Origin of the sequence: Nocardia sp. NPDC050712, from assembly GCF_040654295.1 — a bacterium.
Lineage (GTDB): Bacteria > Actinomycetota > Actinomycetes > Mycobacteriales > Mycobacteriaceae > Nocardia.
This window is the reverse complement of sequence record NZ_JBFAHT010000003.1, coordinates 1,342,033-1,365,352: the sequence shown is the minus strand read 5'-3', so window position 1 is coordinate 1,365,352 and position 23,320 is coordinate 1,342,033. Positions and strand designations below refer to the sequence as shown.

The 23,320-nt window shown below is 69.6% G+C and carries 30 protein-coding genes and 1 riboswitch; of the genes, 13 read left to right on the top strand and 17 right to left on the bottom strand.

What is annotated here, in order from left to right; all coding sequences use genetic code 11:
• Window positions 1-14: 14 nt before the first annotated feature.
• Both infA and AB0H76_RS26755 read right to left on the bottom strand, forming a co-directional pair.
• The gene (gene infA, locus AB0H76_RS26760; protein ID WP_357329296.1) at window positions 15-233 is read right to left on the bottom strand and encodes a translation initiation factor IF-1; all 219 of its coding nucleotides are present in this window, start codon (window positions 231-233) and stop codon (window positions 15-17) included.
• The gene (locus AB0H76_RS26755; RefSeq protein ID WP_357329294.1) at window positions 230-949 is read right to left on the bottom strand and encodes a GNAT family N-acetyltransferase; all 720 of its coding nucleotides are present in this window, start codon (window positions 947-949) and stop codon (window positions 230-232) included. The genes infA and AB0H76_RS26755 overlap by 4 nt, the downstream gene beginning before the upstream one ends.
• A 208-nt stretch (window positions 950-1,157) precedes the next feature.
• Here AB0H76_RS26755 and AB0H76_RS26750 point away from each other — a divergent pair, with 208 nt between their 5' ends.
• Both AB0H76_RS26750 and AB0H76_RS26745 read left to right on the top strand, forming a co-directional pair.
• Window positions 1,158-1,367: a hypothetical protein gene (locus AB0H76_RS26750; protein ID WP_357329292.1), complete on the top strand. Its 210-nt coding sequence runs from the start codon at window positions 1,158-1,160 to the stop codon at window positions 1,365-1,367.
• A gap of 133 nt (window positions 1,368-1,500) precedes the next feature.
• Window positions 1,501-1,881, top strand: a complete 381-nt coding sequence (locus AB0H76_RS26745; protein ID WP_357329290.1) for a hypothetical protein — start codon at window positions 1,501-1,503, stop codon at window positions 1,879-1,881.
• A 59-nt stretch (window positions 1,882-1,940) separates the two neighbouring features.
• Here the strand turns inward: AB0H76_RS26745 and AB0H76_RS26740 are convergent, their stop codons facing one another.
• Complete coding sequence (locus tag AB0H76_RS26740) at window positions 1,941-5,087, bottom strand: BTAD domain-containing putative transcriptional regulator (protein ID WP_357329288.1); 3,147 nt, start codon at window positions 5,085-5,087, stop codon at window positions 1,941-1,943.
• A 165-nt stretch (window positions 5,088-5,252) separates the two neighbouring features.
• On the opposite strand from AB0H76_RS26740, the gene AB0H76_RS26735 reads away from it, so the two are divergent.
• Together AB0H76_RS26735 and AB0H76_RS26730 are read left to right on the top strand one after the other, a co-directional pair.
• Window positions 5,253-5,657, top strand: a complete 405-nt coding sequence (locus AB0H76_RS26735) for a hypothetical protein (RefSeq protein WP_357329286.1) — start codon at window positions 5,253-5,255, stop codon at window positions 5,655-5,657.
• 42 nt (window positions 5,658-5,699) lie between these two features.
• Entirely contained in the window at window positions 5,700-6,104 is a 405-nt protein-coding gene (locus AB0H76_RS26730; RefSeq protein ID WP_357329284.1) for a hypothetical protein, read from the top strand.
• A gap of 50 nt (window positions 6,105-6,154) precedes the next feature.
• On the opposite strand, the gene AB0H76_RS26725 is transcribed toward AB0H76_RS26730, so the two are convergent.
• On the bottom strand, window positions 6,155-6,676 hold the full coding sequence (locus AB0H76_RS26725) for a hypothetical protein (protein WP_357329282.1): 522 nt from the start codon (window positions 6,674-6,676) through the stop codon (window positions 6,155-6,157).
• Between the two features lie 222 nt (window positions 6,677-6,898).
• On the opposite strand from AB0H76_RS26725, the gene AB0H76_RS26720 reads away from it, so the two are divergent.
• Both AB0H76_RS26720 and AB0H76_RS26715 read left to right on the top strand, forming a co-directional pair.
• Window positions 6,899-8,068, top strand: coding sequence for an acyl-CoA dehydrogenase family protein (locus AB0H76_RS26720; protein ID WP_357329280.1), 1,170 nt, complete (start codon window positions 6,899-6,901; stop codon window positions 8,066-8,068).
• 42 nt (window positions 8,069-8,110) lie between these two features.
• Window positions 8,111-8,917 carry an enoyl-CoA hydratase-related protein gene (locus AB0H76_RS26715; protein WP_357329278.1) on the top strand — a complete coding sequence of 269 codons (807 nt, stop codon included), beginning with the start codon at window positions 8,111-8,113 and terminating at the stop codon, window positions 8,915-8,917.
• Between the two features lie 3 nt (window positions 8,918-8,920).
• Here AB0H76_RS26715 and AB0H76_RS26710 read toward each other — a convergent pair whose 3' ends face one another.
• The 6 genes from AB0H76_RS26710 to carD all read right to left on the bottom strand — a co-directional run bounded on the left by AB0H76_RS26710 (window position 8,921) and on the right by carD (window position 13,428).
• Complete coding sequence (locus tag AB0H76_RS26710; protein ID WP_357329276.1) at window positions 8,921-9,196, bottom strand: DUF4190 domain-containing protein; 276 nt, start codon at window positions 9,194-9,196, stop codon at window positions 8,921-8,923.
• Window positions 9,197-9,255: 59 nt separating this feature from the next.
• The gene (gene rlmB, locus AB0H76_RS26705; protein ID WP_357329274.1) at window positions 9,256-10,230 is read right to left on the bottom strand and encodes a 23S rRNA (guanosine(2251)-2'-O)-methyltransferase RlmB; all 975 of its coding nucleotides are present in this window, start codon (window positions 10,228-10,230) and stop codon (window positions 9,256-9,258) included.
• Window positions 10,231-11,631 (bottom strand): cysteine--tRNA ligase, encoded by a 1,401-nt coding sequence (gene cysS / locus AB0H76_RS26700; RefSeq protein ID WP_357329272.1) that lies wholly within the window; start codon window positions 11,629-11,631, stop codon window positions 10,231-10,233. It lies immediately after the preceding gene.
• A gap of 67 nt (window positions 11,632-11,698) precedes the next feature.
• Window positions 11,699-12,163, bottom strand: a complete 465-nt coding sequence (ispF, locus tag AB0H76_RS26695) for a 2-C-methyl-D-erythritol 2,4-cyclodiphosphate synthase (RefSeq protein ID WP_357329922.1) — start codon at window positions 12,161-12,163, stop codon at window positions 11,699-11,701.
• A gap of 2 nt (window positions 12,164-12,165) precedes the next feature.
• A complete protein-coding gene (ispD, locus tag AB0H76_RS26690) occupies window positions 12,166-12,936 on the bottom strand; it encodes a 2-C-methyl-D-erythritol 4-phosphate cytidylyltransferase (RefSeq protein ID WP_357329270.1) in 771 nt (256 codons plus the stop codon).
• Between the two features lie 3 nt (window positions 12,937-12,939).
• Window positions 12,940-13,428: an RNA polymerase-binding transcription factor CarD gene (gene carD, locus AB0H76_RS26685; protein ID WP_040686206.1), complete on the bottom strand. Its 489-nt coding sequence runs from the start codon at window positions 13,426-13,428 to the stop codon at window positions 12,940-12,942.
• Window positions 13,429-13,827: 399 nt separating this feature from the next.
• Between carD and AB0H76_RS26680 the strand changes: the two genes are divergently transcribed.
• On the top strand, window positions 13,828-14,523 hold the full coding sequence (locus tag AB0H76_RS26680) for a hypothetical protein (RefSeq protein ID WP_357329268.1): 696 nt from the start codon (window positions 13,828-13,830) through the stop codon (window positions 14,521-14,523).
• An 84-nt stretch (window positions 14,524-14,607) separates the two neighbouring features.
• On the top strand, window positions 14,608-16,014 hold the full coding sequence (gene radA / locus AB0H76_RS26675; protein ID WP_357329266.1) for a DNA repair protein RadA: 1,407 nt from the start codon (window positions 14,608-14,610) through the stop codon (window positions 16,012-16,014).
• Window positions 16,015-16,017: 3 nt separating this feature from the next.
• Here the strand turns inward: radA and AB0H76_RS26670 are convergent, their stop codons facing one another.
• Both AB0H76_RS26670 and AB0H76_RS26665 read right to left on the bottom strand, forming a co-directional pair.
• Window positions 16,018-16,698, bottom strand: coding sequence for a hypothetical protein (locus tag AB0H76_RS26670; protein ID WP_357329265.1), 681 nt, complete (start codon window positions 16,696-16,698; stop codon window positions 16,018-16,020).
• 115 nt (window positions 16,699-16,813) lie between these two features.
• Window positions 16,814-17,437: a carbonic anhydrase gene (locus tag AB0H76_RS26665; protein ID WP_357329263.1), complete on the bottom strand. Its 624-nt coding sequence runs from the start codon at window positions 17,435-17,437 to the stop codon at window positions 16,814-16,816.
• 103 nt (window positions 17,438-17,540) lie between these two features.
• Between AB0H76_RS26665 and AB0H76_RS26660 the strand changes: the two genes are divergently transcribed.
• Entirely contained in the window at window positions 17,541-18,431 is an 891-nt protein-coding gene (locus tag AB0H76_RS26660) for an A/G-specific adenine glycosylase (RefSeq protein WP_357329261.1), read from the top strand.
• A 1-nt stretch (window position 18,432) separates the two neighbouring features.
• Here AB0H76_RS26660 and AB0H76_RS26655 read toward each other — a convergent pair whose 3' ends face one another.
• Window positions 18,433-19,173, bottom strand: coding sequence for an alpha/beta hydrolase (locus AB0H76_RS26655; RefSeq protein ID WP_357329259.1), 741 nt, complete (start codon window positions 19,171-19,173; stop codon window positions 18,433-18,435).
• A 30-nt stretch (window positions 19,174-19,203) separates the two neighbouring features.
• Between AB0H76_RS26655 and AB0H76_RS26650 the strand changes: the two genes are divergently transcribed.
• The 4 genes from AB0H76_RS26650 to AB0H76_RS26635 all read left to right on the top strand — a co-directional run bounded on the left by AB0H76_RS26650 (window position 19,204) and on the right by AB0H76_RS26635 (window position 21,270).
• On the top strand, window positions 19,204-19,521 hold the full coding sequence (locus tag AB0H76_RS26650) for an antibiotic biosynthesis monooxygenase (protein ID WP_357329257.1): 318 nt from the start codon (window positions 19,204-19,206) through the stop codon (window positions 19,519-19,521).
• Between the two features lie 60 nt (window positions 19,522-19,581).
• Window positions 19,582-19,744, top strand: a riboswitch (cobalamin riboswitch).
• 31 nt (window positions 19,745-19,775) lie between these two features.
• Window positions 19,776-19,970 (top strand): CbtB-domain containing protein, encoded by a 195-nt coding sequence (locus AB0H76_RS26645; RefSeq protein ID WP_357329255.1) that lies wholly within the window; start codon window positions 19,776-19,778, stop codon window positions 19,968-19,970.
• A complete protein-coding gene (locus AB0H76_RS26640; protein ID WP_357329253.1) occupies window positions 19,961-20,737 on the top strand; it encodes a CbtA family protein in 777 nt (258 codons plus the stop codon). The genes AB0H76_RS26645 and AB0H76_RS26640 overlap by 10 nt, the downstream gene beginning before the upstream one ends.
• A 35-nt stretch (window positions 20,738-20,772) precedes the next feature.
• Complete coding sequence (locus tag AB0H76_RS26635; RefSeq protein WP_357329252.1) at window positions 20,773-21,270, top strand: hypothetical protein; 498 nt, start codon at window positions 20,773-20,775, stop codon at window positions 21,268-21,270.
• Between the two features lie 53 nt (window positions 21,271-21,323).
• On the opposite strand, the gene AB0H76_RS26630 is transcribed toward AB0H76_RS26635, so the two are convergent.
• The 4 genes from AB0H76_RS26630 to AB0H76_RS26615 form a co-directional block, all read right to left on the bottom strand.
• Entirely contained in the window at window positions 21,324-21,764 is a 441-nt protein-coding gene (locus AB0H76_RS26630; protein WP_357329250.1) for an OsmC family peroxiredoxin, read from the bottom strand.
• Window positions 21,765-21,855: 91 nt separating this feature from the next.
• Window positions 21,856-22,302, bottom strand: a complete 447-nt coding sequence (locus AB0H76_RS26625) for an SRPBCC domain-containing protein (protein ID WP_357329248.1) — start codon at window positions 22,300-22,302, stop codon at window positions 21,856-21,858.
• Window positions 22,303-22,319: 17 nt separating this feature from the next.
• Window positions 22,320-22,640, bottom strand: a complete 321-nt coding sequence (locus tag AB0H76_RS26620; RefSeq protein WP_357329246.1) for a multidrug efflux SMR transporter — start codon at window positions 22,638-22,640, stop codon at window positions 22,320-22,322.
• Window position 22,641: 1 nt separating this feature from the next.
• Window positions 22,642-23,289 (bottom strand): NAD(P)H-dependent oxidoreductase, encoded by a 648-nt coding sequence (locus tag AB0H76_RS26615; RefSeq protein WP_357329244.1) that lies wholly within the window; start codon window positions 23,287-23,289, stop codon window positions 22,642-22,644.
• Window positions 23,290-23,320 lie beyond the last annotated feature (31 nt).

Here is a 23,320-nt window from a genome sequence, read left to right as displayed (position 1 = left end):
CCGGCGCGCGCGCCTCAGTTCCGGTACCGGTATCTGATGCGGCCCCGGGTCAGGTCGTACGGGCTGAGCTCCACCAGCACCCGGTCCCCCGGCACGATCTTGATGTAGTTCATCCGGACCTTGCCGCTGAGATGCGCGAGCACCTGGTGCCCGTTGCGCAGTTCCACCCGGAAGGTGGCATTGCGCAGGCATTCCACGACGTGGCCCTCGATTTCGATCGCGCCCTTGCTCATCGGCGCACCAGTTCCAGGCTGCCGGCGATGCGGCGGGCGCCGAAGCCCTCGAACAGTGCGGTGGCCGCGAGGTCGGCTTCGCTCACCTCGGCGTAGGCGGTGGCGAAACCGCCGTCGCGCAGGGTGTCCAGGGCCCGGGCCAGCAGGGCGCGACCGATGCCGCGGCGGCGCAGCTCGGGACGAACCGCGATCAGGCCGATGCGGGGTACCCGGACCTCCTGCACCCGGGCCAGCGCCACGTACTCGGTGCCGTGGACGGCCACCAGGTGGTGCGCGGGATCCAGCGGACGGCCCAGTGCCGCGACCGGCCATCCGATGCCGAGTTCGACCTCGTCGCGGAGCGCGCGATCCAGGTCGCGCAATGGATCCGGTTGGGCCGCACCGCGATCCAGGATGCGCACGCCGCCGGGCGGCCCCCCGTCGACCGGCCCGGTGGGTACGAGGTACTCCCACTCCCGTCTGCGGGTGGTGAATCCCACCCGCTCCCACCTGGCGATCAGGTCTCGGTCGGCCTCGTCGACCATCGTGTACACCGGGCCTGGCAACTCGGCCAGCATCGCGGCGGCCAGTTGCTCGAAGACCTCGTCGTGCCAGGCGTCGATACCGAGGAAGAGGCGGCCGTCGGGCCGCTGTGCGACGTCACCGTGACCGGCGACCCGGTCACCGTCGAGCGCGTGCCATTCGCGCTCGTCGACGCGCGTAATCGTGGAATGCATCAGAATGTTGCCTTTCGGAAGGGCGCGTACGCGCACTCCCGATGACAACTACGTCAACCGTCCGAGCGGGAAAACGGGGAGCGCCCACAGAATGTCGTGTTGATGGGACTCACCTCCTCGTGCCGTAGGTCGGACTGGAACTGACGCTAGCAGCCGGGCCGGACTGCGCCAACCCATTTATCCGTCCCACTTGGATTACCTTGGCGGCGTGGGGTTTACCGAATACGCGCCAGGTGATGTCGTCCATTTTCCGGAGGGGCCGTTCAGCGGGGTCTGCGCGGTGGTGCGGGAGGTCGACGCGCGCCGGGCCCGGCTGCGGATCGATTTCGGCGAAGGTTTGGCGCATCGCGAAGGGGGTGTGCTGCGGGAGCGGCGGCACAGCATGATCGTCGATTTCGACGAGGTCGAGCTCGGCTAGCAGCCCGCTGTACTGCGTTGGTGTCGCCAATTTCGATCTTGAATTACGGTGGCGGAGTGGGGCTTTACCGAGCTGCGCTGAAAGTGTCACCCGTCGGCGGATGTTCGCCGGCACTACGAGGAGTTGGTACTTGATGGGAAGACTACGGAATACGGCTTCGATCGCCGCGGCGCTGGCCGCTGCCGCGCTGGCCTTCGGCGCGCCCTCGGCGTCCGCCGAGATCGGGACGTCGGTGATCATCGCGGGCGGCGGGCTCAGCAATGGGTTCGGCACCGGCTGCACCTACAACGTGGTCGCGAACAGTGGCGCCCCCGGGAATATCGATTTCTACGACAACGGCGTCCTGTTCAGCACCTCGCCGGGCAGCCCGACGCCGAAGACGCACACCGCCCGCTGGACCCCGGCCACGACCGGTACCCACACCTTGCTGGTCACCCAGGACGGGGACAGCAAGACCATCGTGCTGACGGTGGGCACCGGAATCAACGGTGGGAGTTCCTGCCTGGTCATCTAGACCGGCCGGGCCTCGGCCTGCCTCCCGCGTCAGCGTCTGTGCGCGGGGGCAGGACCCGCCTATTCCAGAACTAGCGCCTGTTCCCGGGGCAGATTCGCCCCGGCGTCGTAGGCCTTTCGGTAGGCGTCCGCGCCGAGCCGGTAGGTCAGTTCGATGATCAGGACGGCCAGGTGCGGTTCCCCGTGGTCGAATGCGCCGCGGATCGCCGAGCTGCGGCCGAGGGCGGCGGCGGCGGCTTCCGGATCGCCTTCCAGCAACAGCAATTCAGCGAGTAATTCGGCACCGTGGGCGATACCGGCGGACATGCCCCAGCCGGACAGGCCCGCCAGCGTCGCGGGCAGGAGGCGGCGCGCCGCCGGGGCGTCGCCGGCGGCGAGGTGGTTGGCCATGCGGGCGCCGGCGATCAGCTCGGCGGCCAGGTCACCGGGAAGCCGCAGGCGATCGGCTTGCCGCTCCAGGAGATCGACGGCCTGACCCGCGGCGTCGAGATCGCCCGCGCGGCGGTGTAGTTCGGCCACGCTGAACAGGATTTCGGTGGCCAGGCGGCGGTAACCGCGTTCCTTGGCGTGCCGCTGGACGGCCTCGATATCGCGGCGCGCACCGGCGAGGTCGCCGCTGCGCATGCGTTCGGCGATCAGCTGGGTGCGATTCTGAAAAAGGTCGGCCTCGCCGCCCAATTCGGCGCTGAGCGCGACACCGCGCTCGAAAAGCGCTATGGCTTCGGCGTATTCGCCGCGCAGCGAGTGCGCGCGGCCGACTGCGAGCAGGGTCATACCCAGCCCCCAGCGGTCACCGACGGCCTCGAAATCGCGGAGTGCGGCCGCCCGGGCCGGTGCGCCGGTGGTCAGATCGCCCTGTTCGGTGTGGACGTAGTCGCGCATCCACTGCGCGCTGGCCCGCACCCACGGATCCGGGGCGGAGCGGGCCCGTTCGAGCAGCCGGTCCCCCAGTTCGGTGTCGCCCGCGGGATAGGCGAGCTGCGCGCCGAACATCAGCAGGGCGGGATGTACGTCCAGCGCACCGGCGGCGTCACCGGCGGTGACCACGTCCAGGATCTGCTCCACGTCGGTCAGTGGCGCACCGGCCATCAGGTGGATCAATCGCAGAGCGGCGCGGGTGCGTTCGGGCAGCCGGTCCGCATCGGCGAGCAGTTGCCCGAGAGCGGTTTCGAACGGGGTGTTCATACCCCGGATTCCCCAGTACCAGAACAGCGCGGTGACGAATCGGGCCGCCAGTTCCGGGTTGTCCCGCACCGGCGCGGATCGCAGTGCGGCAAGCAAGTTTTCGTATTCGACGTCGAAGACGGCGAGGGCACGCAGCTGCTCGCGGGTGCGCAGCAGCGGCTCGTTCGCCTCGGCGACAGCGAGGTAGTGCTCGGCCAGGCGCAGCCCGAGATCGTCTTCGGCACTGTCGAATCGGACAGCGGCGTAGGCGCGGATCGTCTCCAGCATCTGGTATCGCCCGGCCTCGGTGACCAGCACGACGGACTTCTCGACCAGCGAGCCGATCACCGACATCACCTCGGCCGCGGGCAGGGCGGCATCCGAGCACACGGCCTCCAGCGCGTCGAGTGTGGCGCCGCCCGGAAACCGCGAAAGCCGGCGCGCCAGTACGCGTTCCGGCTCGTCCAGCAGATCCCAGCTCCATTCGACCAGCGCGAGCAGGGTGCGCTGGCGCGGCAGCGCGGTCCGGCTGCCGGTGGTGAGCAGCCGGAAGCGGTCGTCCAGGCGACAGGCGATCTCCGCGACGCGCATCGAGCGCAGCTTGGCCGCGGCCAGTTCCAGCGCCAGGGGCACGCCGTCGAGGCGGCGGCAGATCTCCAGCACCGGTTCCATGGTCGCGGCGTCGAGCACGAAATCCGGCTGGGCCGCGAGCGCCCGATCGACGAACAGCCGGACTGCGGGCGCCTGTGCCACTTCAACCAGATCCGGTGTCCCCGTCGGTATGCGCAGCGGTTCGAGCGGGAACAGCGATTCGCCGGTGATGACCAGCGGCTCGCGACTGGTCGCCAGGATTCGGAGATCCGGCAACGCCTCCAGCAGTCGATCCGCGAGCTCGGCGGCGGACTCGATGAGATGCTCACAGTTGTCCAGCACCAGGATCGCCTCACCGACATCGAGGAGACCGGTGATCCGGTCGATCCCCGGCTCGGTACCAGAGGCGCGCTGGTCCCGGGACCCGATCGCGCCGAGCACCGCATCGGTCAGCTCCCCGGCATCGCGCACCCCGGCCAGCGGGACGAACCACACCCGGCCGCGCTGGGCCGCGCGGTGCCGGGACACCACCTCGGCCGCGAGCCGGGTCTTGCCCGCGCCGCCGGGCCCGGCCAGCGTGACCAGGCGAGCGTCGGCGAGCAGTGCGGCGACTCGGGCCAATTCCGTCTCGCGCCCGACGAAGCTGTTGCGCTGTACTGGAATTCGACTCGGCACCATCGCTGTCGCGGCCACCGTCCGCCGGCCGGCCGGTCGATCGAGTTCGCCCCGCAGCAAGGCGAGATGCACCTCGCGCAGCTCGGCCGACGGATCGACCCCGAGTTCGTCACCGAGCCGCGCGCGCACCTGCTCGTACACCGCCAGCGCGTCGGACTGCCGCCCGGCCGCGGCCAGCGCGCGCATCCGCAGCCCGGCCAGCCGCTCACTCAGCGGCCTTTCCACTCCGGCGGCTTCGAGATCCGCCAGCACCTCGGCGTGGGCGCCGGACCGCAGCTCCGCGTCGAACCGGTCCTCGGCCGCACTCGCCCGCAGGTCCGCCAACCGGCTCGCGGCGAGCTCCGCGAACGGCGCGTCCCGCACGTCCGCCAGCGCGCTGCCCCGCCACAACTCCAGCGCGTCCCGCAGCATCGAGGCCGCGGCCTCGACCCGCCCCGCACTCAATTCCCGCCGCCCCTGCGCCGCCAGTTCTTCGAACCGCCACGCGTCGACGTCCTCGGCCCGCACCGGCAGCTGGTAACCACCCGCCACCAGTTCGACCGTCCCCACTCCGCGCAGCGCCTTGCGCAGCCGCGACACCAGCGCCTGCAACGCCCCCGCGGCCTCGGCCGGTGTCTGCTCGCCCCACAGCCCGTCGACCAGCGCGTCCACCGATACCGGCCGCCCGCCGGCCAGCGCCAGCCGGGCCAGCAACATCCGCACCCGAACGCCGCCGACCTCCACCGCTGCCCCGGCGCCGTCCGTCACGGCGACGGGACCGAGTAACCCGATCCGCACCAGCACAGCCTTCCAGAACCTATTCGCACCGCATATCGCAGGCCGGAATGCCAACGGAGTCCCGTGCGGTGCAATTGAATTCGGGTTATGTTGAGCCGCTGCTCCAGGGGACGCAGTTGGACCGGCGCCAATTCGCCGGCTGGTCGGGGTATCGGAGCGACAATCATGAGAATTCGACGCGCACTCACGGCGCTGGGGCTGCTGACGGCCGGAGCCGCCGTCGCGGGCGCTTTGCAGTGCGGAACGGCAGCGGCGGCGAGCATTTACGCGGATACCGACGAAGGCACCTTCTTCGTCGCGCTGAGTCACGGGGAAACGGCGGCGCTGAGCAACAGCCCGGTGCCCGCGGTGCTGGATGGAATCTTCCAGTCCAGCGCCACTGTCATCATCCTGGGGAATTTCGAGGACGACGAGTTCTTCCGGGTCGGTTCGCCGGCCGAGGTGGGGGTCAGCTTTCCCGAGGTATTCCGCGACGCCGCCGCGGTCGAGGACGGCGGCGTCGCCATCGGTTTCGACAATTCCGGCGCGAGCCCGGGGCGGCCACTGCTGGTGATCACGACACGCGAGTGAGGATTGCGGGGCCATTCGCTCGGCGGGCCGGAGGATCGGAGCATGAGTATGCGACGGGTTTGCGTTCTTGCCGGAGTGGCCGCGGTGGGATTCACGGTGGCCGGCGCCGGGTCCGCCGCCGCGGCGGTGCCGTTCACCGATCCGCGCTACGGGCTCTATTTCGGGCTGATCCTGAATCACGACGAGACGGTCGCGCTCAGTAATAGTTCGCTGCCCGAGGATTGGGACGACGAGTACCGCGCGGGGGCCCGGGTCGCCATTCTGGATTCGTCGGTGGCCGAGAGCGACGAAGACGCGCCGCCCCCGCAACTGACCATTCCGGAATCGAGCCTGCCGGAGGTCGTCGACGGTGCCGCCGCCGCACCCAACGGCATGTTCGGCTTCACGGTGGTCAATCCGATGCTCAACGAGGGTCGCCTGGTCCGGGTGATCGCGCTGGTCGAATAGCACCGAAAAGGCCCGGCGCTCAGCGCCGGGCCTTTTTCGCGGTTCCGGAATCAGGCGGTGATCAAGGCGATCAGGACCAGCAGGGAGCCGCCGAAGACGATGGTGTGGCGGGCGTAGGTGAGGTGCCGCATCACCCAGCGGGGGAAGGCGTTCTCGGCGGCGTCGAGGAAGGCCTTGACGTCGATCCGGGCCAGTTCGGGATCGCCCTTCTCGGCGAAGGCGGCGGTGACGCTCGGCACCGCGGTCAGGTTGCTGTAGACGATGAGGACATTGGCGAGCAGGACGATGATCTGGAAGACCCAGGACAGGGTCCGGCCCCACTCGTTGCCGGCCAGGTTCAGTGCGGCCGCGGCGAGCATCATCAGGGCGAAGGACACCGGGGCCCAGGTCTCGTGGCCGCCGGCGTCGAAGCGGAGGCCGTTCTCGCCCAGCACCTCCGGGCGCACGCCCTGGCGGCGCACTTCCCGGTCGGCGGCGGCCTGGGCCGCGGGCCCGAAGCGGTGGCGCACCAGCGGAATGCTCACGAAGGCGAGGGCGATCAGGATCTGGGCGATGGCGGCGGTGGTGAACATTTCGGTGTCTCCTCGGTGGTTCACGGCGGGCCGCTGGGGCCCTGCTCTCTTGCTGAACCAGACATTGCCGAGCCGCGCCGACAGCCCGCCGACAGCGCGCTGACAGCCGCCGTCAGCGCAGGTCGCCCCGGTCCGCCCCGCAGTGATGGCAGCCGCCTTCAGTCGGTCTTGCCGGGTTTCGTATGCTGACCTCAAACGCCGCCGACGGAATGGTGACCACCGATGATCGACTTCTCGCTCCCCGCCGACCTCACCGCCGAACGCGACCGCGTCCGGCAGTTCGTCATCGACAAAATCATTCCGTTCGAAAAGGATCCGCGCCTGACCGCGCACGGTCCGACCGACGAGCTGCGCCAGGAACTGGTCGAACTGGCACGCGCTGAAAAGCTGCTGACCGTGCAGGCGCCGGTGGAATTCGGCGGCCGCGGCCTCACCCACGTCGAGCAGGCGGTGATCTACGAGGCGGCGGGCTGGTCCACCCTGGGCCCGGTCGCCATGAACTGCGCCGCCCCCGACGAGGGCAACATGTACCTGCTCTCCAAGATCGCCAACCCGGAGCAGATCGAACGGCACCTGGTGCCGGCCATCAACGGCCTGCAGCGCACGGTCTTCGCGATGACCGAACCCGACGGCGCGGGCTCGGATCCGAACCAGCTGGCCACCGAGGCCGTCTTCGACGGCGAGAACTTCGTCATCAACGGCCGCAAATGGCTGATCACCGGCGCGAACGGCGCGAAGACCTGGATCATCATGGCCCGCGTCGCCGCGAATCCGCATGTCCCCGAGGGGCCGACGCTGTTCCTCACCGACGGCGACCAGCCGGGCATCGTCATCGAGCGCACCATGAACACCATGGACCGCAACTACGTCGGCGGCCACGGCGTGGTCCGCTTCGAGAACCTGACCCTGCCCAAGGAGGCGCTGCTCGGCGAGACCGGCCAGGCCCTGCGCTACGCCCAGCTGCGCCTGGCCCCCGCCCGGCTCACGCACTGCATGCGCTGGCTGGGCGCGGCCGAGCGGGTGCAGAGCATCGCCGTCGACTACGCCAAGACCCGTACCGCCTTCGGCAAGCCGATCGGCGAGCACCAGGGCGTGTCGTTCATGCTGGCCGACAACGAGATCGCGCTGCACCAGTGCCGCCTGACCATCTGGCACGCCTGCTGGCTGATGGATCAGGGCCACAAGGCCCGGCACGAGAGCTCGGTCGCGAAGGCGTTCGTCTCCGAGGAGCTGTTCAAGGTGACCGACCGCGGCGTGCAGGTGCTGGGCGGCATCGGCATCAGCGATGAGACGGTGGTCGAGATGATCTTCCGCGATATGCGCGCTTTCCGCCTGTACGACGGCCCGACCGAAGTGCACAAGTACGCGATCGGCCGCCAAGTTCTGCGCTGAGCCATACTCGCGGTCTCCGCGACCCGGCTACCATGCTGTGTCATGAGTTCGGAACTGCTCGTCGATGTCTCAGCGGGCATCGCCGTGCTCACGCTCAACCGGCCCGCCCAGCAGAATGCCGTCACCCCGGCGATGGCCGCCGAACTGAGTGCGGCACTACATCGCTGCGACGCGGAGGACGCGATCCGGGCGGTGGTCATCACCGGAACACCGCCCGCGTTCTGCGCCGGCGCCGACCTCTCCAATCGAACCGGCGAGGTCAGCGCCACCATCGACCCGCCACCGTGGCAGGTGCGTAAGCCCGTGATCGCCGCGGTGAACGGGCATGCCGTCGGCATCGGGCTGGCGCTGGCGCTGCAATGCGACCTGCGCTATATGGCACGCGATGCCGTCTACGGCCTGAATCAGGTGCGCCGCGGCGTGCTCGCCGACGGCTACGCGCACTGGACGCTGCCCCGGCTGGTCGGCATGGCCAACGCCGCCGACATCATGCTGACCGGGCGCACCTTCGACGGCGAGGAAGCCAAGGCGATGGGCCTGGCCAACAGCTGCCTGAACGCGGGCGAGGTGCTGCCGACCGCGCTCGCCATCGCGCACGATCTGGCCAACGGCTCGGCGCCGCTGCCGGTGGCGCTGACCAAGCGGCTGATGTGGGAGGGCCTCGGCATGAGCCCGACCATGGTCGGGCAGTTGGAGACCGACCTGAACCAGCACGTCACCAAGAGCATCGACGGCGGCGAGGCGATGGCGGCGTTCCGCGACCGCCGCCAGCCGCATTGGACCGGCAGCGTCAGCACGGAATGGCCGGCCTGGGACACCAAGCCGGGTGAGCGCCCGGTACTGGACTGAGCGTCAGGCCGAATTCAGGGCGACCAGGATGAACAGGATCGCCATGATCACCATCAGGACCGTGCCGACGATCCCGAGCATGTACCCGATCACGACCTGCGAGCGGCCACCGAAGCCGCCGCCGGAGGCCTCGATCTGATCGAGCGCTCGTTTGCCCAGCACCCACGCCACCGGGCCGAGCGCGCCGCAACAGAAAATGCTGGCGGCGCCGAGAAAGAGCACCGTGTTCGCATGCGGATGCTCAACAGGCTGCCCAATCGGGACCTCGGGTATGACCACACTCGAATTCTACGGTGGCGCCGCCGATTTGCTGCCTAACGCCGTAACCCGATTCGCGATCAGGCGCGACGCTGGCGCGCCACCTCCGAGAGCACGACGCCCGCCGCCACCGAGGCGTTCAGCGATTCGACCGGTCCGGACATCGGAATGCTCAGGATGGAATCGCAGGTTTCGCGAACCAGGCGCGAGAGCCCCTTGCCCTCGGAGCCGACCACGATGACGGTGTCCGTGGTGGCCTCGAAGGTGTCCAGGGTGGTGTCGCCGCCGGCGTCAAGGCCGACGATCTGGTAGCCCTTGGCGGCCCAATCCTTCAGCGTGCGAGTCAGATTCGTGGCACGACCGACCGGAAGCCGAGCCGCCGCACCCGCGCTGGTGCGCCACGCGACCGCGGTGACGCTGGCGCTGCGCCGCGACGGGATCAGCACGCCGTGGCCGCCGAAGGCCGCCACCGAACGGATGACCGCGCCGAGATTGCGCGGGTCGGAGATGTTGTCCAGGGCCACCAGCAGGGCGGGCTCGCCCGTGCCGCGCACGCGTTCCACCAGGTCGTCCGGGTGCGCGTAGCGGTAGGGCGGCACCTGCAGCGCGACACCCTGATGCATGCCGTTGGTGCTGAGCCGGTCCAGGTCGGTGCGCGGCACCTCCAGAATGGAGATGCCGGCGTCCGCGGCCAGCTTCACGCTCTCGGTGAGCCGATCGTCGTTCTCGGTGCCGACGGCCACGTACAGCGCGGTAGCGGGCACCTCGGCGCGCAGGCACTCCAGCACGGGATTGCGCCCGAGCACCAGCTCGGGACCGTCGTCACCCTTGCGGGTGCTCGGCCGGCCGCCCCGGGGCGCGTGCTGGGCCTTGGCCGCCGCCTTCGCTTTCGCGGCAGCGCGCTTGGCCGCGGGGTGCTTGGTGCGGGCCTCCGCGGGCGGGGTGGCGCCGCGCCCCTCCAAGCCGCGACGGTGCTTACCGCCGGAGCCGCTGACCTGGCCCTTCTTCGTGCCGCCCTTGCGGATAGCACCTTTGCGCTGCGAGTTGCCTGCCATCTAGTTGGCCTTTCCAGGTAAGCCCAGAGACCATTCCGGACCGGTGGGTGTGTCGGTCACTTCGATACCGGCGGAGGACAACCGGTCCCGGGCCGCGTCCGCCGCCGGCCAATCCTTGTCCTTGCGCGCCTGCTGACGGCGCTCCAGCTCGGCGCGCACCAGCACGTCCAGCGCCTGCATCGCGTCCGAGGAATCCTTGGGGGTGTGCCACAGCGGGTCCAGCGGGCAGACGCCGAGGATGTTCAGCATCGCCCGGACCTGGCTCGCCAGTTCGCGGGCCGCCCCGAGCTCACCGGCGTCGAGCGCCTTGTTGCCCTCGGTCATCACCCGGTGCACCTCGGCCCGGGCGCGCGGCACCGCGAGGTCGTCGTCCATGGCCTCGGCGAACTCGGCGGTCCACTTGCCGACCGGGACCTCGCCCGCGCGGTCGATCACCCGGTGCACGAAGGCCTCGATGCGCTGGTACTCCAGCGCGGCGTCGTTGAGCGCCTTGTCCGAGTACTCCAGCATGGACCGGTAGTTGACGCCGCCGAGGTAGTAGCGGAGTTCCACGGCGCGAACGCGTTTGAGCACATTGGGCACCGAGAGCACGTTGCCCAGCGACTTGGACATCTTCTCCCCGCCCATGGTCACCCAGCCGTTGTGCAGCCAGTAGCGGGCGAACCCGTCCCCGGCCGCCTTGGACTGCGCGATCTCGTTCTCATGGTGCGGGAACACCAAATCCATTCCGCCGCAATGGATATCGAATTCCGGGCCGAGGTAGGCCTCGGCCATGGCGGAGCATTCCAGGTGCCAGCCGGGCCGGCCCGGGCCCCACGGCGAGGGCCAGTGCGGCTCACCGGGCTTGGCGGCCTTCCACAGCGTGAAGTCGCGGGCGTCGCGCTTGCCCTGACCGGCGCTCTCGCCCTGGTGCACGTCTTCGAGCTTGTGCCCGGAGAGCTCGCCGTAGGCGGGATAGCTGACGACGTCGAAGTAGACGTTGCCCTCGGAGGCATAGGCGTGCCCGCGGTCGATCAGGCGCTGCATCAGCTCGACCATCTGGGTGATGTGCCCGGTGGCTCTGGGCTCGATCGAGGGCGCCTGCACGCCGAGCAGCCGGTAGGCCTGCTGGAAGGCGCGCTCGTAGGTGGCGGCCCACTCCCACCAGGGGCGGCCCGCCTCGGCGGCCTTGGTCAGGATCTTGTCTTCGATATCGGTGACGTTGCGGACGAAGAGCACGTCGTAGTCGTGCGCCTGCAGCCAGCGCCGCAGCACGTCGAAGGCGACTCCGCTGCGCACATGGCCGATGTGCGGCTCCCCCTGCACGGTGGCGCCACAGAGGTACACCGACGCACGTCCGGGGACCAGCGGCGCGAAATCGCGCATGGTCCTCGTAGCGGTGTCAAAAAGGCGCAGAGTCACGGCATTCGATCCTAGTCGGTGGGACAGGGCGTACTGGGCCCGGCTCGGGCGGAGCCGGCGGGCGGCGTCAGCGACAACAGAGCAACGCGGTGGCAATGGCGGCGACGCCCTCGCCGCGGCCGGTCAACCCGAGGCCATCGGTGGTGGTACCGGACACGGAGACCGGTGCACCGAGCAGTTCGCCGAGCACTTTTTGCGCCTCGGCGCGGCGCGGACCGATCTTGGGCCGATTCCCGATGACCTGTACAGCCGCATTGACAACATCGAACCCGGCATCGTCCACCAGCCGGACGACCTCGGTCAGCATGGCAGCGCCGGAAACGTCGGCCCACTCCGGGCGGCCGGTGCCGAATACCGCGCCGACGTCGCCCAGCCCGGCGGCCGAGAGCAGCGCGTCACACAGCGCGTGCGCCGCGACGTCGCCGTCGGAATGGCCGGCGCAGCCGTCGTCGCCGTCGAACAGCAGACCGGCCATCCAGCACGGCCGGCCGGGCTCGATCGGATGGACGTCGCTGCCGATGCCTACACGCATGGTCACGATGCTCCCACCCGCGCGGACCGCAGCTGCTCGGCGAGCAGCAGATCGAGCGGCGTGGTGATCTTGAAAGCCAGCGGGTCACCGGGGATCGTGCGGACCTTGGCGCCCAGCAGTTCGACCAGGCCCGCGTCGTCGGTGGTCTGCACGTCGAGCGCGTAGGCCGCGCGCAGCAGTTCGGCGGAGAAGCCCTGGGGGGTCTGGATCGCGCGCAGCTCGGCGCGATCGGGCGTGCCGGTCACCAGGCCGGTCGCGTCGACGGACTTGATGGTGTCGACCACGGGCAGCGCGGGCACGACAGCGGGGTGCCCGGCGCGCAGCTCGGCGACGACCCGGGCGATCAGGCCGGGCGGGGTGAGCGCACGCGCGGCGTCGTGCACCAGGAAATGGGCGGCCTCGGGCGCGGCGGCGATACCGGCGCGCACCGAATCGGTACGCTCGGCGCCGCCGATCACGACCTGCACTTTGCTGGGTGGGAGAAATCCCCCGCACCCGCCGGGTTGCGACGCCGATTCGGCGCGCGGTCCACCCGTCGGATCGAAAGCCGGCAGCAGGGCGACTGCGGTTTCGACCAATTCGGCGGGGACCATGACAATGATCCGGTCGACCGCCCCCGAGGCGATCAGACCGTCGACGGCCAGTCGCACCATAGGTGTGCCGCCGACCGCGACGAACGCCTTGGGTGTTGCTTCACCCAGACGTACGCCGCGGCCGGCGGCAGGAACCAAGGCGACGACGGCAGCGCCGTTGTCGGAATTATCAGTGCTCACACGTCAGGAAGCGGCTGCGAGAACCTCGTCGAGCAGCGTCTCGGCCTTGCCGTCGTCGGTGCCCTCGGCGAGCGCGAGCTCACCGACGAGGATCTGACGCGCCTTTGCCAGCATGCGCTTCTCGCCCGCGGACAGGCCGCGGTCCTGCTCACGCCGCCAGAGGTCGCGAACGACCTCGGCGACCTTGTTCACATCGCCGGAGGCCAGCTTTTCCAGGTTGGCCTTGTAGCGCCGCGACCAGTTGGTCGGCTCCTCGGTATGCGGCGCCCGCAGCACCTGGAAGACTCGGTCGAGACCCTCCTGGCCGACGACATCGCGAACGCCGACGTATTCGGCGTTCTCCGCAGGAACGCGAACAGTCAGATCGCCTTGTGCGACCTTTAGGACCAGATACTCTTTCTGCACACCCTTGATGGTGCGAGTCTCGATTGCTTCGATCAGCGCCGCTCCGTGGTGGGGGTAAACGACGGTGTCTCCGACCTTAAAAATCATGTGTCCCGTGCCCCTTTCGATGTTCACAGTTTAACATGCGACTCGGTAACGGCGCGATCAACTGTGCAGGTCAGGGCCACAACGAGCATATCGCGGGGGTTGACAGAACGGGTCTGGTGTGCATTACGTTGTGCCACAACAAGTTATCCGCACACACATTCCCCGCCCAGCCCCCTGAACCCTTCCCGCAGCCGCTCGGCAACCGGAACAGGCGGTAGCGAACCGTTATCCAAAGGATGCTCGGAGCCCGGGCGCGGCAAACGGTTCGTGACCGATGCCGCCCAGCCAACACAGCCCGACATGCACGCGCGCGGAAGCGGCTACTACGCTTCTGCCCTACTACTCTCTGTAGCGGAGCGAGCCGGCCGCTTGCGAAAGATCGGACATGGAGGACAACCCGTGACTGCCCTGAATGCTGTGAACCGCCGCATGGTCGCGGTTGCCGCACTCGCCGCGAGCGCGGCGCTGACGCTGACCGGCTGTAGTGCGGGGCAGATCTCGCAGACCGCCGACCAGGTCGCCGCGGTCAACGGCAACAGCGCCGACGTCGAGAAGATCGCGCTGCGCAATGTGCACATCGTCTTCCCCGGCAACGGCTACACCAACGTCAAGGGTGAGAAGGCGCTGATCGCGCTGTCCATCGTGAACCTCAGCGAGACCGTCACCGACGAGCTCACCAGTGTCGACACCGACCTCGGCCCGGTGAAGATCACCCCGCCGGCCGGGCAGTCCGCGATCGTGCTGAAGCCGCAGCAGAACGTGCTCACCGCTACCGCGCCCGCCGGTGCCCCGGCGGCCGGTGACTCGCACGGCACGGATTCGCACGGCGATTCGCACGGCACGCCGACCACCACCCCGGCCCCGTCCGGCACGGCCACGCCGGCCGCCGACGATCCGGCGGCCAACCCCGCCACGATCGAGATCACCGGCCTGACCAAGGACATCACCCCGGGTCTGACCTACAAGGTCCGGTTCAACTTCAAGAACAACGGCACCGTGGTCGTCGACGTGCCGGTCGACGCGGCGCACGCCGAGCGCAAGGTGACCGACAAGTCCGGCCCGGCCGAAGAGGGCCACGGCGGCGGCGGGCACTGACCGCACCCCGAATCGAACCGAGGCCGTCGCACCCCAGGGTGCGGCGGCCTTCGTTTTGTCGGTGGCGCTCCGTAGGGTGCGCGTGTGGCCAAGACCAAGCCGATCTTCCGGTGCTCCGCCTGCTCCCACGAGGTCGCCAAGTGGGTGGGAAAGTGCCCGGACTGCGGCGCCTGGGGCACGGTGGACGAGGTGGTGGTCTCGGCCGCCGCGGCGAGTCCGTCCCGCCGGGCCATGCTGCCCAGCACGGCGGCCGCGCCGATCTCCCAGATCAATTCCAAAGTCACCCAGGCGCGTTCGTCCGGGGTCAGCGAACTGGACCGGGTGCTCGGCGGCGGCGTGGTCGCGGGCTCGGTGGTGCTGCTGTCCGGCGAGCCGGGCGTCGGCAAATCGACGCTGCTGCTCGAGGTCGCCTACCGCTGGGCCAGTCAGCGCGACGAGACGGCCCTGTACGTCACCGCGGAGGAATCCGCGGGCCAGGTGCGGTTGCGGGCCGATCGCACGGGCGCGGTGCACGAGCGGGTGTATCTGGCCGCGGAATCGGATCTCTCGATCCTGCTCGGGCATGTCGAACAGGTGCGCCCCACCCTGCTGGTGGTGGACTCGGTGCAGACCATGCTCGCGCCGGAGGTCGACGGCGTGATCGGCGGCGTCACCCAGGTGCGCGCGGTGACCTCCGCGCTCACCTCGCTGGCCAAGACGAGCGGGATCGCGGTGCTGCTGGTCGGGCACGTCACCAAGGACGGCAACGTGGCGGGCCCGCGCACGCTCGAGCACCTGGTCGACGTGGTGCTGCAATTCGAGGGCGACAAGAACTCCTCGCTGCGCATGCTGCGCGGCCTGAAGAACCGTTTCGGCAGTGCCGACGAGGTCGGCTGTTTCGAGCTGCACGAGGACGGCATCACCTGCGTGGACGACCCGTCCGGCCTGTTCCTGCACCACCGGACCGAATCGGTGTCCGGCACCGCCGTCACCGTCGCCATGGACGGCAAGCGGCCGCTGGTGGCCGAGGTGCAGGGGCTCACGGTGGAGACCGAGATCCCGCAGCCGCGCCGCGCGGTGAGCGGGCTGGATTACAACCGGGTCGCCATGGTGCTGGCCGTCTTACAGAGCCGGGCGAAGGTGTTCATCGGCAAGCACGACGTCTACGCGGCCACCGTCGGCGGCATGCGGCTACTGGAGCCGACGGCCGATCTGGCGATCGCGCTGGCGCTGGCGAGCGCGGTCGCCGAGGAGGCGCTGCCCGCGGGCTGGGTGATCCTCGGCGAGGTCGGGCTGGCGGGCGAGGTGCGCAAGGTGACGGGCATCGGCCGCCGGCTCGCGGAGGCCGAGCGGCTCGGCTTCACCGATGCCGTGGTGCCGCCGGGCACCGAGCGCATGAAGGGCTCCAAAATGAAGATCCACGAGGTCGCCGACCTGACCGCGGCCATCCGGGTGACCGGCATCCCCCGGGGCAAGCGCCGGGCCAAGAAGGAGCAGGATCCGTCCTTCTAGGCCTCAGGCGATGTTGAACGGCTCGGCCGCGCTGCGCACCGAACCGAGCTGGGCCACCACCGAATACGCACCCGAGGTGACCGGCACCCGCGCGCCCGCGCAATTGGGCTGCGAGGTGGATCCGGACCAGGTCACCTGGAAGGCGGCCTGCTCGCCCCGGTTCAGCATGCGCACGTCGGGCTGACCGTCCGGGTAGCAGTCGGTGCTGGACCACAGCCGCTTCTGGCCGTCCAGGGAGTACACCGAGATCTGCTGCAACCCCGAGCCCACATCGCGCGAGCACGCCGTCGAGGAGATATTGGTGATCACGATGCCGAACACCGGCTGCTCGCCCGACTTGTAGGTGGGCTGCTCCACCGTCACCTTCACCGCCAGGGACTGATCCGAGCACTGCCCCTGTGCCACGGGCGATCCGCTGGCGGGCGGCGCCGAGCTCGCCGCCGCGCTGGACGCGCCCGCGGCGGCGGCATCGGTGGTGTAGGAGGGCTTGTTCTCGCCGGACTTCTTCGTCGTCATGGAGGCGCTGGCCGCCGCGTTCTTCGGATCGTCGGTGGAATTTCCGCCGCGTGCGATCATCATCGCCAGCCAGATCACCACCGCGATCGCGAGGACGAGCGCCCCGATAGCGAAAACGCGACGACGCCAGTAGATCTCCGGAGGCAGCGGTCCAGTCGGTTCCAGCACCCCCCCACGGTAAGGGCAGCGCTGGGCAACCGGTCTTTCCGACCTCGGCGTGTCGAGTCCAGAACGGTTGCCGCGTCAGCGAAGATCCGGCGACCCCGCCCGGAAAACGGGTGCGCTAGGCCAGTTCGCCGATATTGCCGGTCACCCGGTGCAGATTGACCTGGCCCTCGGCGAGTTTGTAGGTGACGCAGGCGATCGCGAGTTCCCCGGTCGCGACCCGGTTCGAGATGAGCATGGAGCGCTGCATCAACAGCCGCCCGGTTTCCACCACGTGCCGGGCTTCGAGCTCGTCGACCGTGCTCAGGCCCTCGCGGCGGCCGATCAGGATGGAGGGCGAGACCTTCTCGACCACGCTGCGGATGAAGCCGCCGGGGACCTCTCCGCCGTCCAGGGCGTCGATGGTGGCCTTCACCGCGCCGCAGCTGTCGTGGCCGAGGACCACGATCAGCGGCACGTTGAGCACCTGCACGCCGTATTCGATCGAGCCGAGCACCGAGCTGTCCACGACGTGGCCCGCGGTGCGCACCACGAACATGTCGCCGAGCCCTTGATCGAAGATCAGCTCGGCGGCGACGCGGGAATCGCCGCAGCCGAACAGGATCGCGGAGGGGTGCTGGCCGTCCACAAGTTTCGCCCGGTCGGCAGCCCCTTGGCTAGGATGCAACAGCGTGCCGCTTACGAAACGGTCGTTGCCTTCGCGCAGGGACTTCCAGGCACTGATCGGGTTGGAATCAGGCATACCGTTCATTGTGCACAAGGCAATGGGTTACCAGCGAGTCCGGTGCGTTACGGCACGGCAAATATCGACTCGCCGCGACGCGGCAGGGATGGTGAAGTAGGCATTGCGGGGTTCGGCGATCGACGCTGATGTGTTGCTGGATTGGTACACCGAGACCGCGCGGGACCTGCCGTGGCGGCGGCCGGGCGTGACCGCGTGGCAGATCCTGATGAGCGAGATCATGCTGCAGCAGACGCCGGTGGTGCGCGTGCAGCCGATCTGGCTGGAGTGGGTGGCGCGCTGGCCGGTGCCCTCGGCGATGGCGGCCTCGTCGCAGGCCGAGGTATTGCGCGCCTGGGGCAAGCTGGGCTATCCGCGGCGGGCCCTGCGGTTGCACGAGTGCGCGCGGGTGCTCGCCGAGCGGCACGGCGACGAGGTGCCCGCCGAGGTGGACGTGCTGCTCGGGTTGCCCGGTATCGGCGCGTATACCGCCCGGGCGGTGGCCTGCTTCGCCTACGGCCAGCGAGTGCCGGTGGTGGACACCAATGTTCGCCGGGTGGTCGCCCGGGCGGTGCACGGGCGGGCCGAGGCCGGGAATCCGGCCACCCGCGACCTGCCCGAGACCGAGGCGCTGCTGCCGGTGGAGGTCGCCGCGGCCGCGAAATTCTCGGCCGCGCTGATGGAGCTCGGTGCGACAGTGTGCACAGCGCGCAATCCGCAGTGCGCGGTGTGCCCGCTGCCGCGCTGCGCCTGGATCGAGGCCGGGCGGCCCGCTTCCGAAACAGTGCGCCGAGTGCAGAAATACGAGGGCACCGACCGCCAGGCCCGGGGCCGGCTGCTGGACGTGCTGCGCGCCGCGACCGGGCCGGTGGAGCGGGTGCGCCTGGATCTCGCGTGGACGCGGGATCCCGGGCAGCGCGCGCGGGCGCTGGATTCGCTGCTCGTCGACGGGCTGATCGAGCAGACCGAGGACGGATTGTTCGCGCTGGCCGGCGAGGGCAGCCCGGTCGCCTGAGTCAGCTCAGGCGCCGCAGGAACGCCTCTACCTCGGCGCGGTAGAGCTCGGGTTGGTCGTCGTGCACGAGATGCCCGGCATCGGGGATCAGCGCGTAGGTGGCGTTCGGGTTGCCGGCCGCCATTTCGCGCATCTGCCCCGGCGGGGTGATGGTGAATTCGCCCTCGATGAGCAGCGTCGGTGCGCGCACCGCCTGCCATTCGGTCCAGAAGTCGCGGGTGCCCCACTCCTCGGAGATGTCGCGGAAGGTGGCGACCGAGCCGTGCAGGCGGTAGCCGTCGGGACCGTGCTCGAAGGAGTTCAGGAAGTAGCGCCCGGCGACCGGGCCGAAGTAGTCCAGGACCGCGTCGGCGTCCGGGAACGGCTGCGGCCAGGCCTCGATCATGGCGGCCCAGCCCGCGGCGGTGCGGCCCTTGAAGTCCGGCGCGATGTCCTCGACCACCAGCCCGCGGACCCGCTCGGGATGCTGGGCGGCGAACACCCAGCCGTGCAGCGCGCCCATCGAGTGCCCGATCACCACCATCGGCTCGGCGACGCTCGCGGTGGCGGCGGTGAGGTCGGTGACGAAGGCCTCGGTCGTCAGCTCGGCCGGTGCCGGCCGGCCGTGACCGGCCGCGTCGAAGGTGTAGACGTGCCCGTATCCGCGCAGCCAGTCCAGGTGATCGCCCCAGGTGCGCGCACTGCCCATCAAGCCATGTAGCAGCAGGATCGGCGTGCCTGCCCCGCCCTCGTCGTACAACACCGCCCAGATTCTGCCGCATAGACTCGGGTCATGGCTGTAGTGAAGATCAACGCGATCGAGGTTCCGGAGGGCGCGGGCCCCGAGTTGGAGAAGCGGTTCGCCCAGCGTGCGCACGCGGTGGAGGGCTCGCCCGGTTTCCTGGGCTTCCAGCTGCTGCGCCCGACCGCCGGGGACAACCGGTATTTCGTGGTCACCCAGTGGGATTCGGAGGAGTCGTTCGCCGCGTGGCGCGACGGCCCGGCCCGCACCGCGCATGCCGGCAGCGGCGACAAGAAGCCGGTGTCGACCGGCGCCTCGCTGCTGGAGTTCGAGGTCGTGCTCGAGGTCTCCCCCGCCGCCGCCTCCTGAGCTGCCACGAAATGCCCGGCGAGCTGCGGCGCGCCGGGCATTCCCATATCTCGGATACGCGTGTTGACGGCAGCTGCCTGCTCCTGTCACAGTTCGAAGGACAGACGCGAGGGTGATGCGGTAATCCGGTGTGAAGCCGGAGCGGTCGCGCCACTGTGATCCATGCACCGGGTGCTCCCAGGTGCCGGGAAGCCAGACACCGGCACCCATCGCACGGACCACTCGACGGGGACGCGTATCCCTAGGAGGAATTCATGGCCATCGCGCATACCCCCACCCGGGCAACCGATTCGCTGGCAACCGTGCTGGTCACGGTAGGTGTCGTTCTTCTCGCACTGCTCACGCTGTACCTGGTCGGTTTCGATCAGGGCGCCATCTCGCGCAGCGGGATGTTCATGCATGAGCTGATGCACGACGGACGCCACCTGCTGGGGCTCCCGTGCCATTGATCGGAAGTCTCAAGACCCTGCTGATCCGTGGTCTGCTGGCCGGCTTGATCGCCGGCCTGCTGGCCGCGTCGGTGGGCTACTTCGTCGGCGAACCCAAGATCGACGCCGCCATCGCCATCGAGGAAGCCGCCGCGGCGGCCGAGTCGCCGGGCGCCGAGGCCGGTCATTCGCACGGCGACGAGGAAGAACCCCTGGTCAGCCGGGACGGGCAGAAGGGCGGCCAATTCCTGGCGCTCGGCCTGGCCGGGCTCGCGCTCGGCGCCATCTTCGCTTCGGTCGCCCATGTCGCACGGCGGCACAGCACGCTGACCGGACCGCGGCTGGCCTTGGCCCTCGCGGCCGGTGGCTGGCTCGCGATCGTCGCGGTGCCCTTCTTCAAATATCCGGCGAACCCGCCCGCGGTGGGCGACCCGGAGACGATCAACGACCGCACGCTGCTCTGGGTCGCCGCGGTGCTGCTCGGCCTGGCCGCTGTCGGCGCCGGGACCTACGTCTACAAACTGCTCGCGGCGCAGCTCGGCACCGTCCGGCTGATCGCCGGGGTGGCGGTCTTCGTGCTGCTGCTCACGCTCGGGTACGTCTTCCTGCCGGGTGTGGACGAGGTGAAGGCGGACTTCCCGCCGAGTCTGCTGTGGCAGTTCCGGGTGGCCTCGCTGGCCCAGACCGCGACCCTGTGGGCCGCGCTCGGGCTCGGCTTCGCGGCGCTGACCGAATTCGCCGCTCGCAATAGCACCGAGGTACGAGAACCGGTCGCTACCGCGGGGTGATCCGGAACCAGAACGTCGAGGGCAGTGTCGGTCTCATGACCGGCACTGCCTTTTCCGTATGGCCCCACAGTCTTTCGCTCGCACCGATCCGGGAGCCCGCACGGGCGCCGCGCTCGGTCACGCTGGCCTTCGGCGCACTGGTCGCCGCCCTGCTCGCCGGCGTGGCCGAGGCGCTCGCGCAGGCGGCGTTGATCGTGGAACGGTCCGGCGCCGATCTCGGCGGCCTGGCGACCGGTCTGGCCATGCGCGCGGTGATCTACCTCGTCGTGCTGGCCGTGGCCATCCGGATGACGCACGGCGACCGCTGGGCTCGCCTGGTCCTGACCTTCGGTCTCGGCCTGCTGGGTCTGGCCTCGCTCCTCGTGGAGCCGATCCGAGCCGTGTTGTCCGCCAACGACTTCGGTGACCTCTTCGACAACGTCACGGCCAGCGGCGTCGGCATCGCGATACTCCGGGCCGGCCACGTGCTTGCGGTGCTGATCGCGATCCCGGCGATGTACCACCGCACCGCCCGCCCCTACTTCCGCGCCTGACGCATGGCTCCCCGCGTACCCGTGGTACGCGAAGAACCAAGCGGCAGTGCGAATTACACGAGCGCGGCGTCGAGGGTGACGGTGTCGACGCCGGCCAGGGCCTTGCTCACCGGGCAGCCCGCCTTGGCGGCCGCCGCCGCGGCGGCGAACCCGTCGGCGTCCAGGCCCGATACCCGGCCGCGCACCGTCAGCTTGATCTCGCTGATCCGGAAACCGCCCGCCGAGTCCGGCCCCAGGGTGACATCGGCGCTCACGTCCAAGCTCTCCGGGGTCCCGCCCGCATTCGCGATCTGCGCCGAGAGCGCCATCGCGAAGCAGGACGAATGCGCGGCGGCGATGAGCTCCTCCGGGCTGGTCGTGCCGTCGGCGTTCTCGGCCGAACGCTTCGGGAACGACACGTCGAACTTGCCGGCGCCGGAGCTGGCCAGGTCGACCTGCCCGGAGCCGTCCTGCAGCCCGCCGGTCCAGGCGGTGCGTGCGGTACGTGTTGGCATCACGGTCCTTTCAAGGGGTTTCGATTCGTCGCCACGAACCTACTCGCCGCGATCGGTCCGCGAGGCGGTTACCGGCTTGTGGTCAGCGCGCTCACGGCGCGGTGCGGCGATCGAGTTGTTCGAGCACCCGCGGCCACGCGGCGCGATGCCGGTCGCGCGCCGCTTCGGTCGCAAAACCACTGTGCCGCAGCCGAAGTCGGATACCGCGCGGTTGGTGCACGAACTCGATGGTGACGACGGTTTCGGCGCCCTCGGTGCCGGCGGCGCCGGTCACCCAGCTGAACTCCACCAGCCGCTCCGGTTGCAGCCGCAGGAACCGGCCGTAGTGCGGGTTGCGCTTGCCCTCGTGTTCGGTCTCGAAGAAGAACGGCTCGTTCACGGCTGGCTTCATCAGCACCGATCCGGGTGCGGCGAACCAGATGTCGAAGCCCTGCGTCAGGGCGGCGTACAGCAGGCCGGGCGGCGCGGCCATCACCCGTTCGACGGTGAGCTGGTGTGGTCGGTCGGACAGATCCGGTATCCGAACTGGCTGATCCATTCGAACGACCCTACTCATCACTCCGGATTGGTCACCCGGGCCAGCACGATACCGCCGAGTATCAGGGCCAGCGCGAGCATTCGGCCCACGCTGAGCGGGTCCCGGTGCACCACGATGCCCAGCCCGATGGCGCCGAGGGCGCCGATGCCGGTGAACACCGCGTAGGCGGTGCCGACCGGCAGCGACTGCATGGCCCGGGAGAGCAGGTAGACCGCCAGCGTGCCGAGCGCGAAGCAGAGCAGCGTGGGCAGCGGCCTGGTGAAGTTCTCCGTCGGTTTGATGCTCTGCGACCAGACGATCTCCACCAGCCCGGCGATCCCGAGGACGACCCAGCTCATCTCAGTACTCCTTGCCCAGCCGCCGTGCCGCCGCGAGCGCTTCCCGGTGCGAGACGTCGTGCTGTTCACGCAGGTGCGCGAGGGCCGGATCCTGGCGGGAGTTGGCCCATTCGGCGGTGAGGAACACGGTGTCGGTGACGGCGAAATGTCCCGCGAAGAAGTCCCGCAGGTAGCGCTCCTGGTAGTCGAACCGCTCCTTCGGCGCACCCGGCGAGTACGCGCCGCCGCGGGCGGTGGCGACCACGAAACGGCTGGGCGCCAGCGACATTCGCGGGAAGGTGAGCTGGTCCAGCCAGGCCTTGAGGACGGCCGGGATCGAGTAGTTGTACATCGGGGTGCCGATCAGCACCACGTCGGCGGCGCGCACCTCGGTCAGCAGTGGCTCCACGATCGCCCAGGCGGCGCGCTGGGCCGGGGTGCGCGCGAGATCGGCCAGCCGATCGAGATCTGTTGTGCCGGCGGCGAGTACGGCATCGCACAGCTCGGTCCAGGCGGCGTCGATGAACGGCGCCGGGTCGGCGGCGAGGTCGCGGTAGCGGTAATCGCCGTCCGGATGCTCGGCCCGCCAGGCCGCGGCGAAGGTCGCCGAGATCTCGCGGCTCAGGGAGTTGGGGCGGGCGCTGGCGTCGAGGTGCAGCAGGGCGGTCATGATTCCTCCATAAGTGGACACTGTGTCCGTT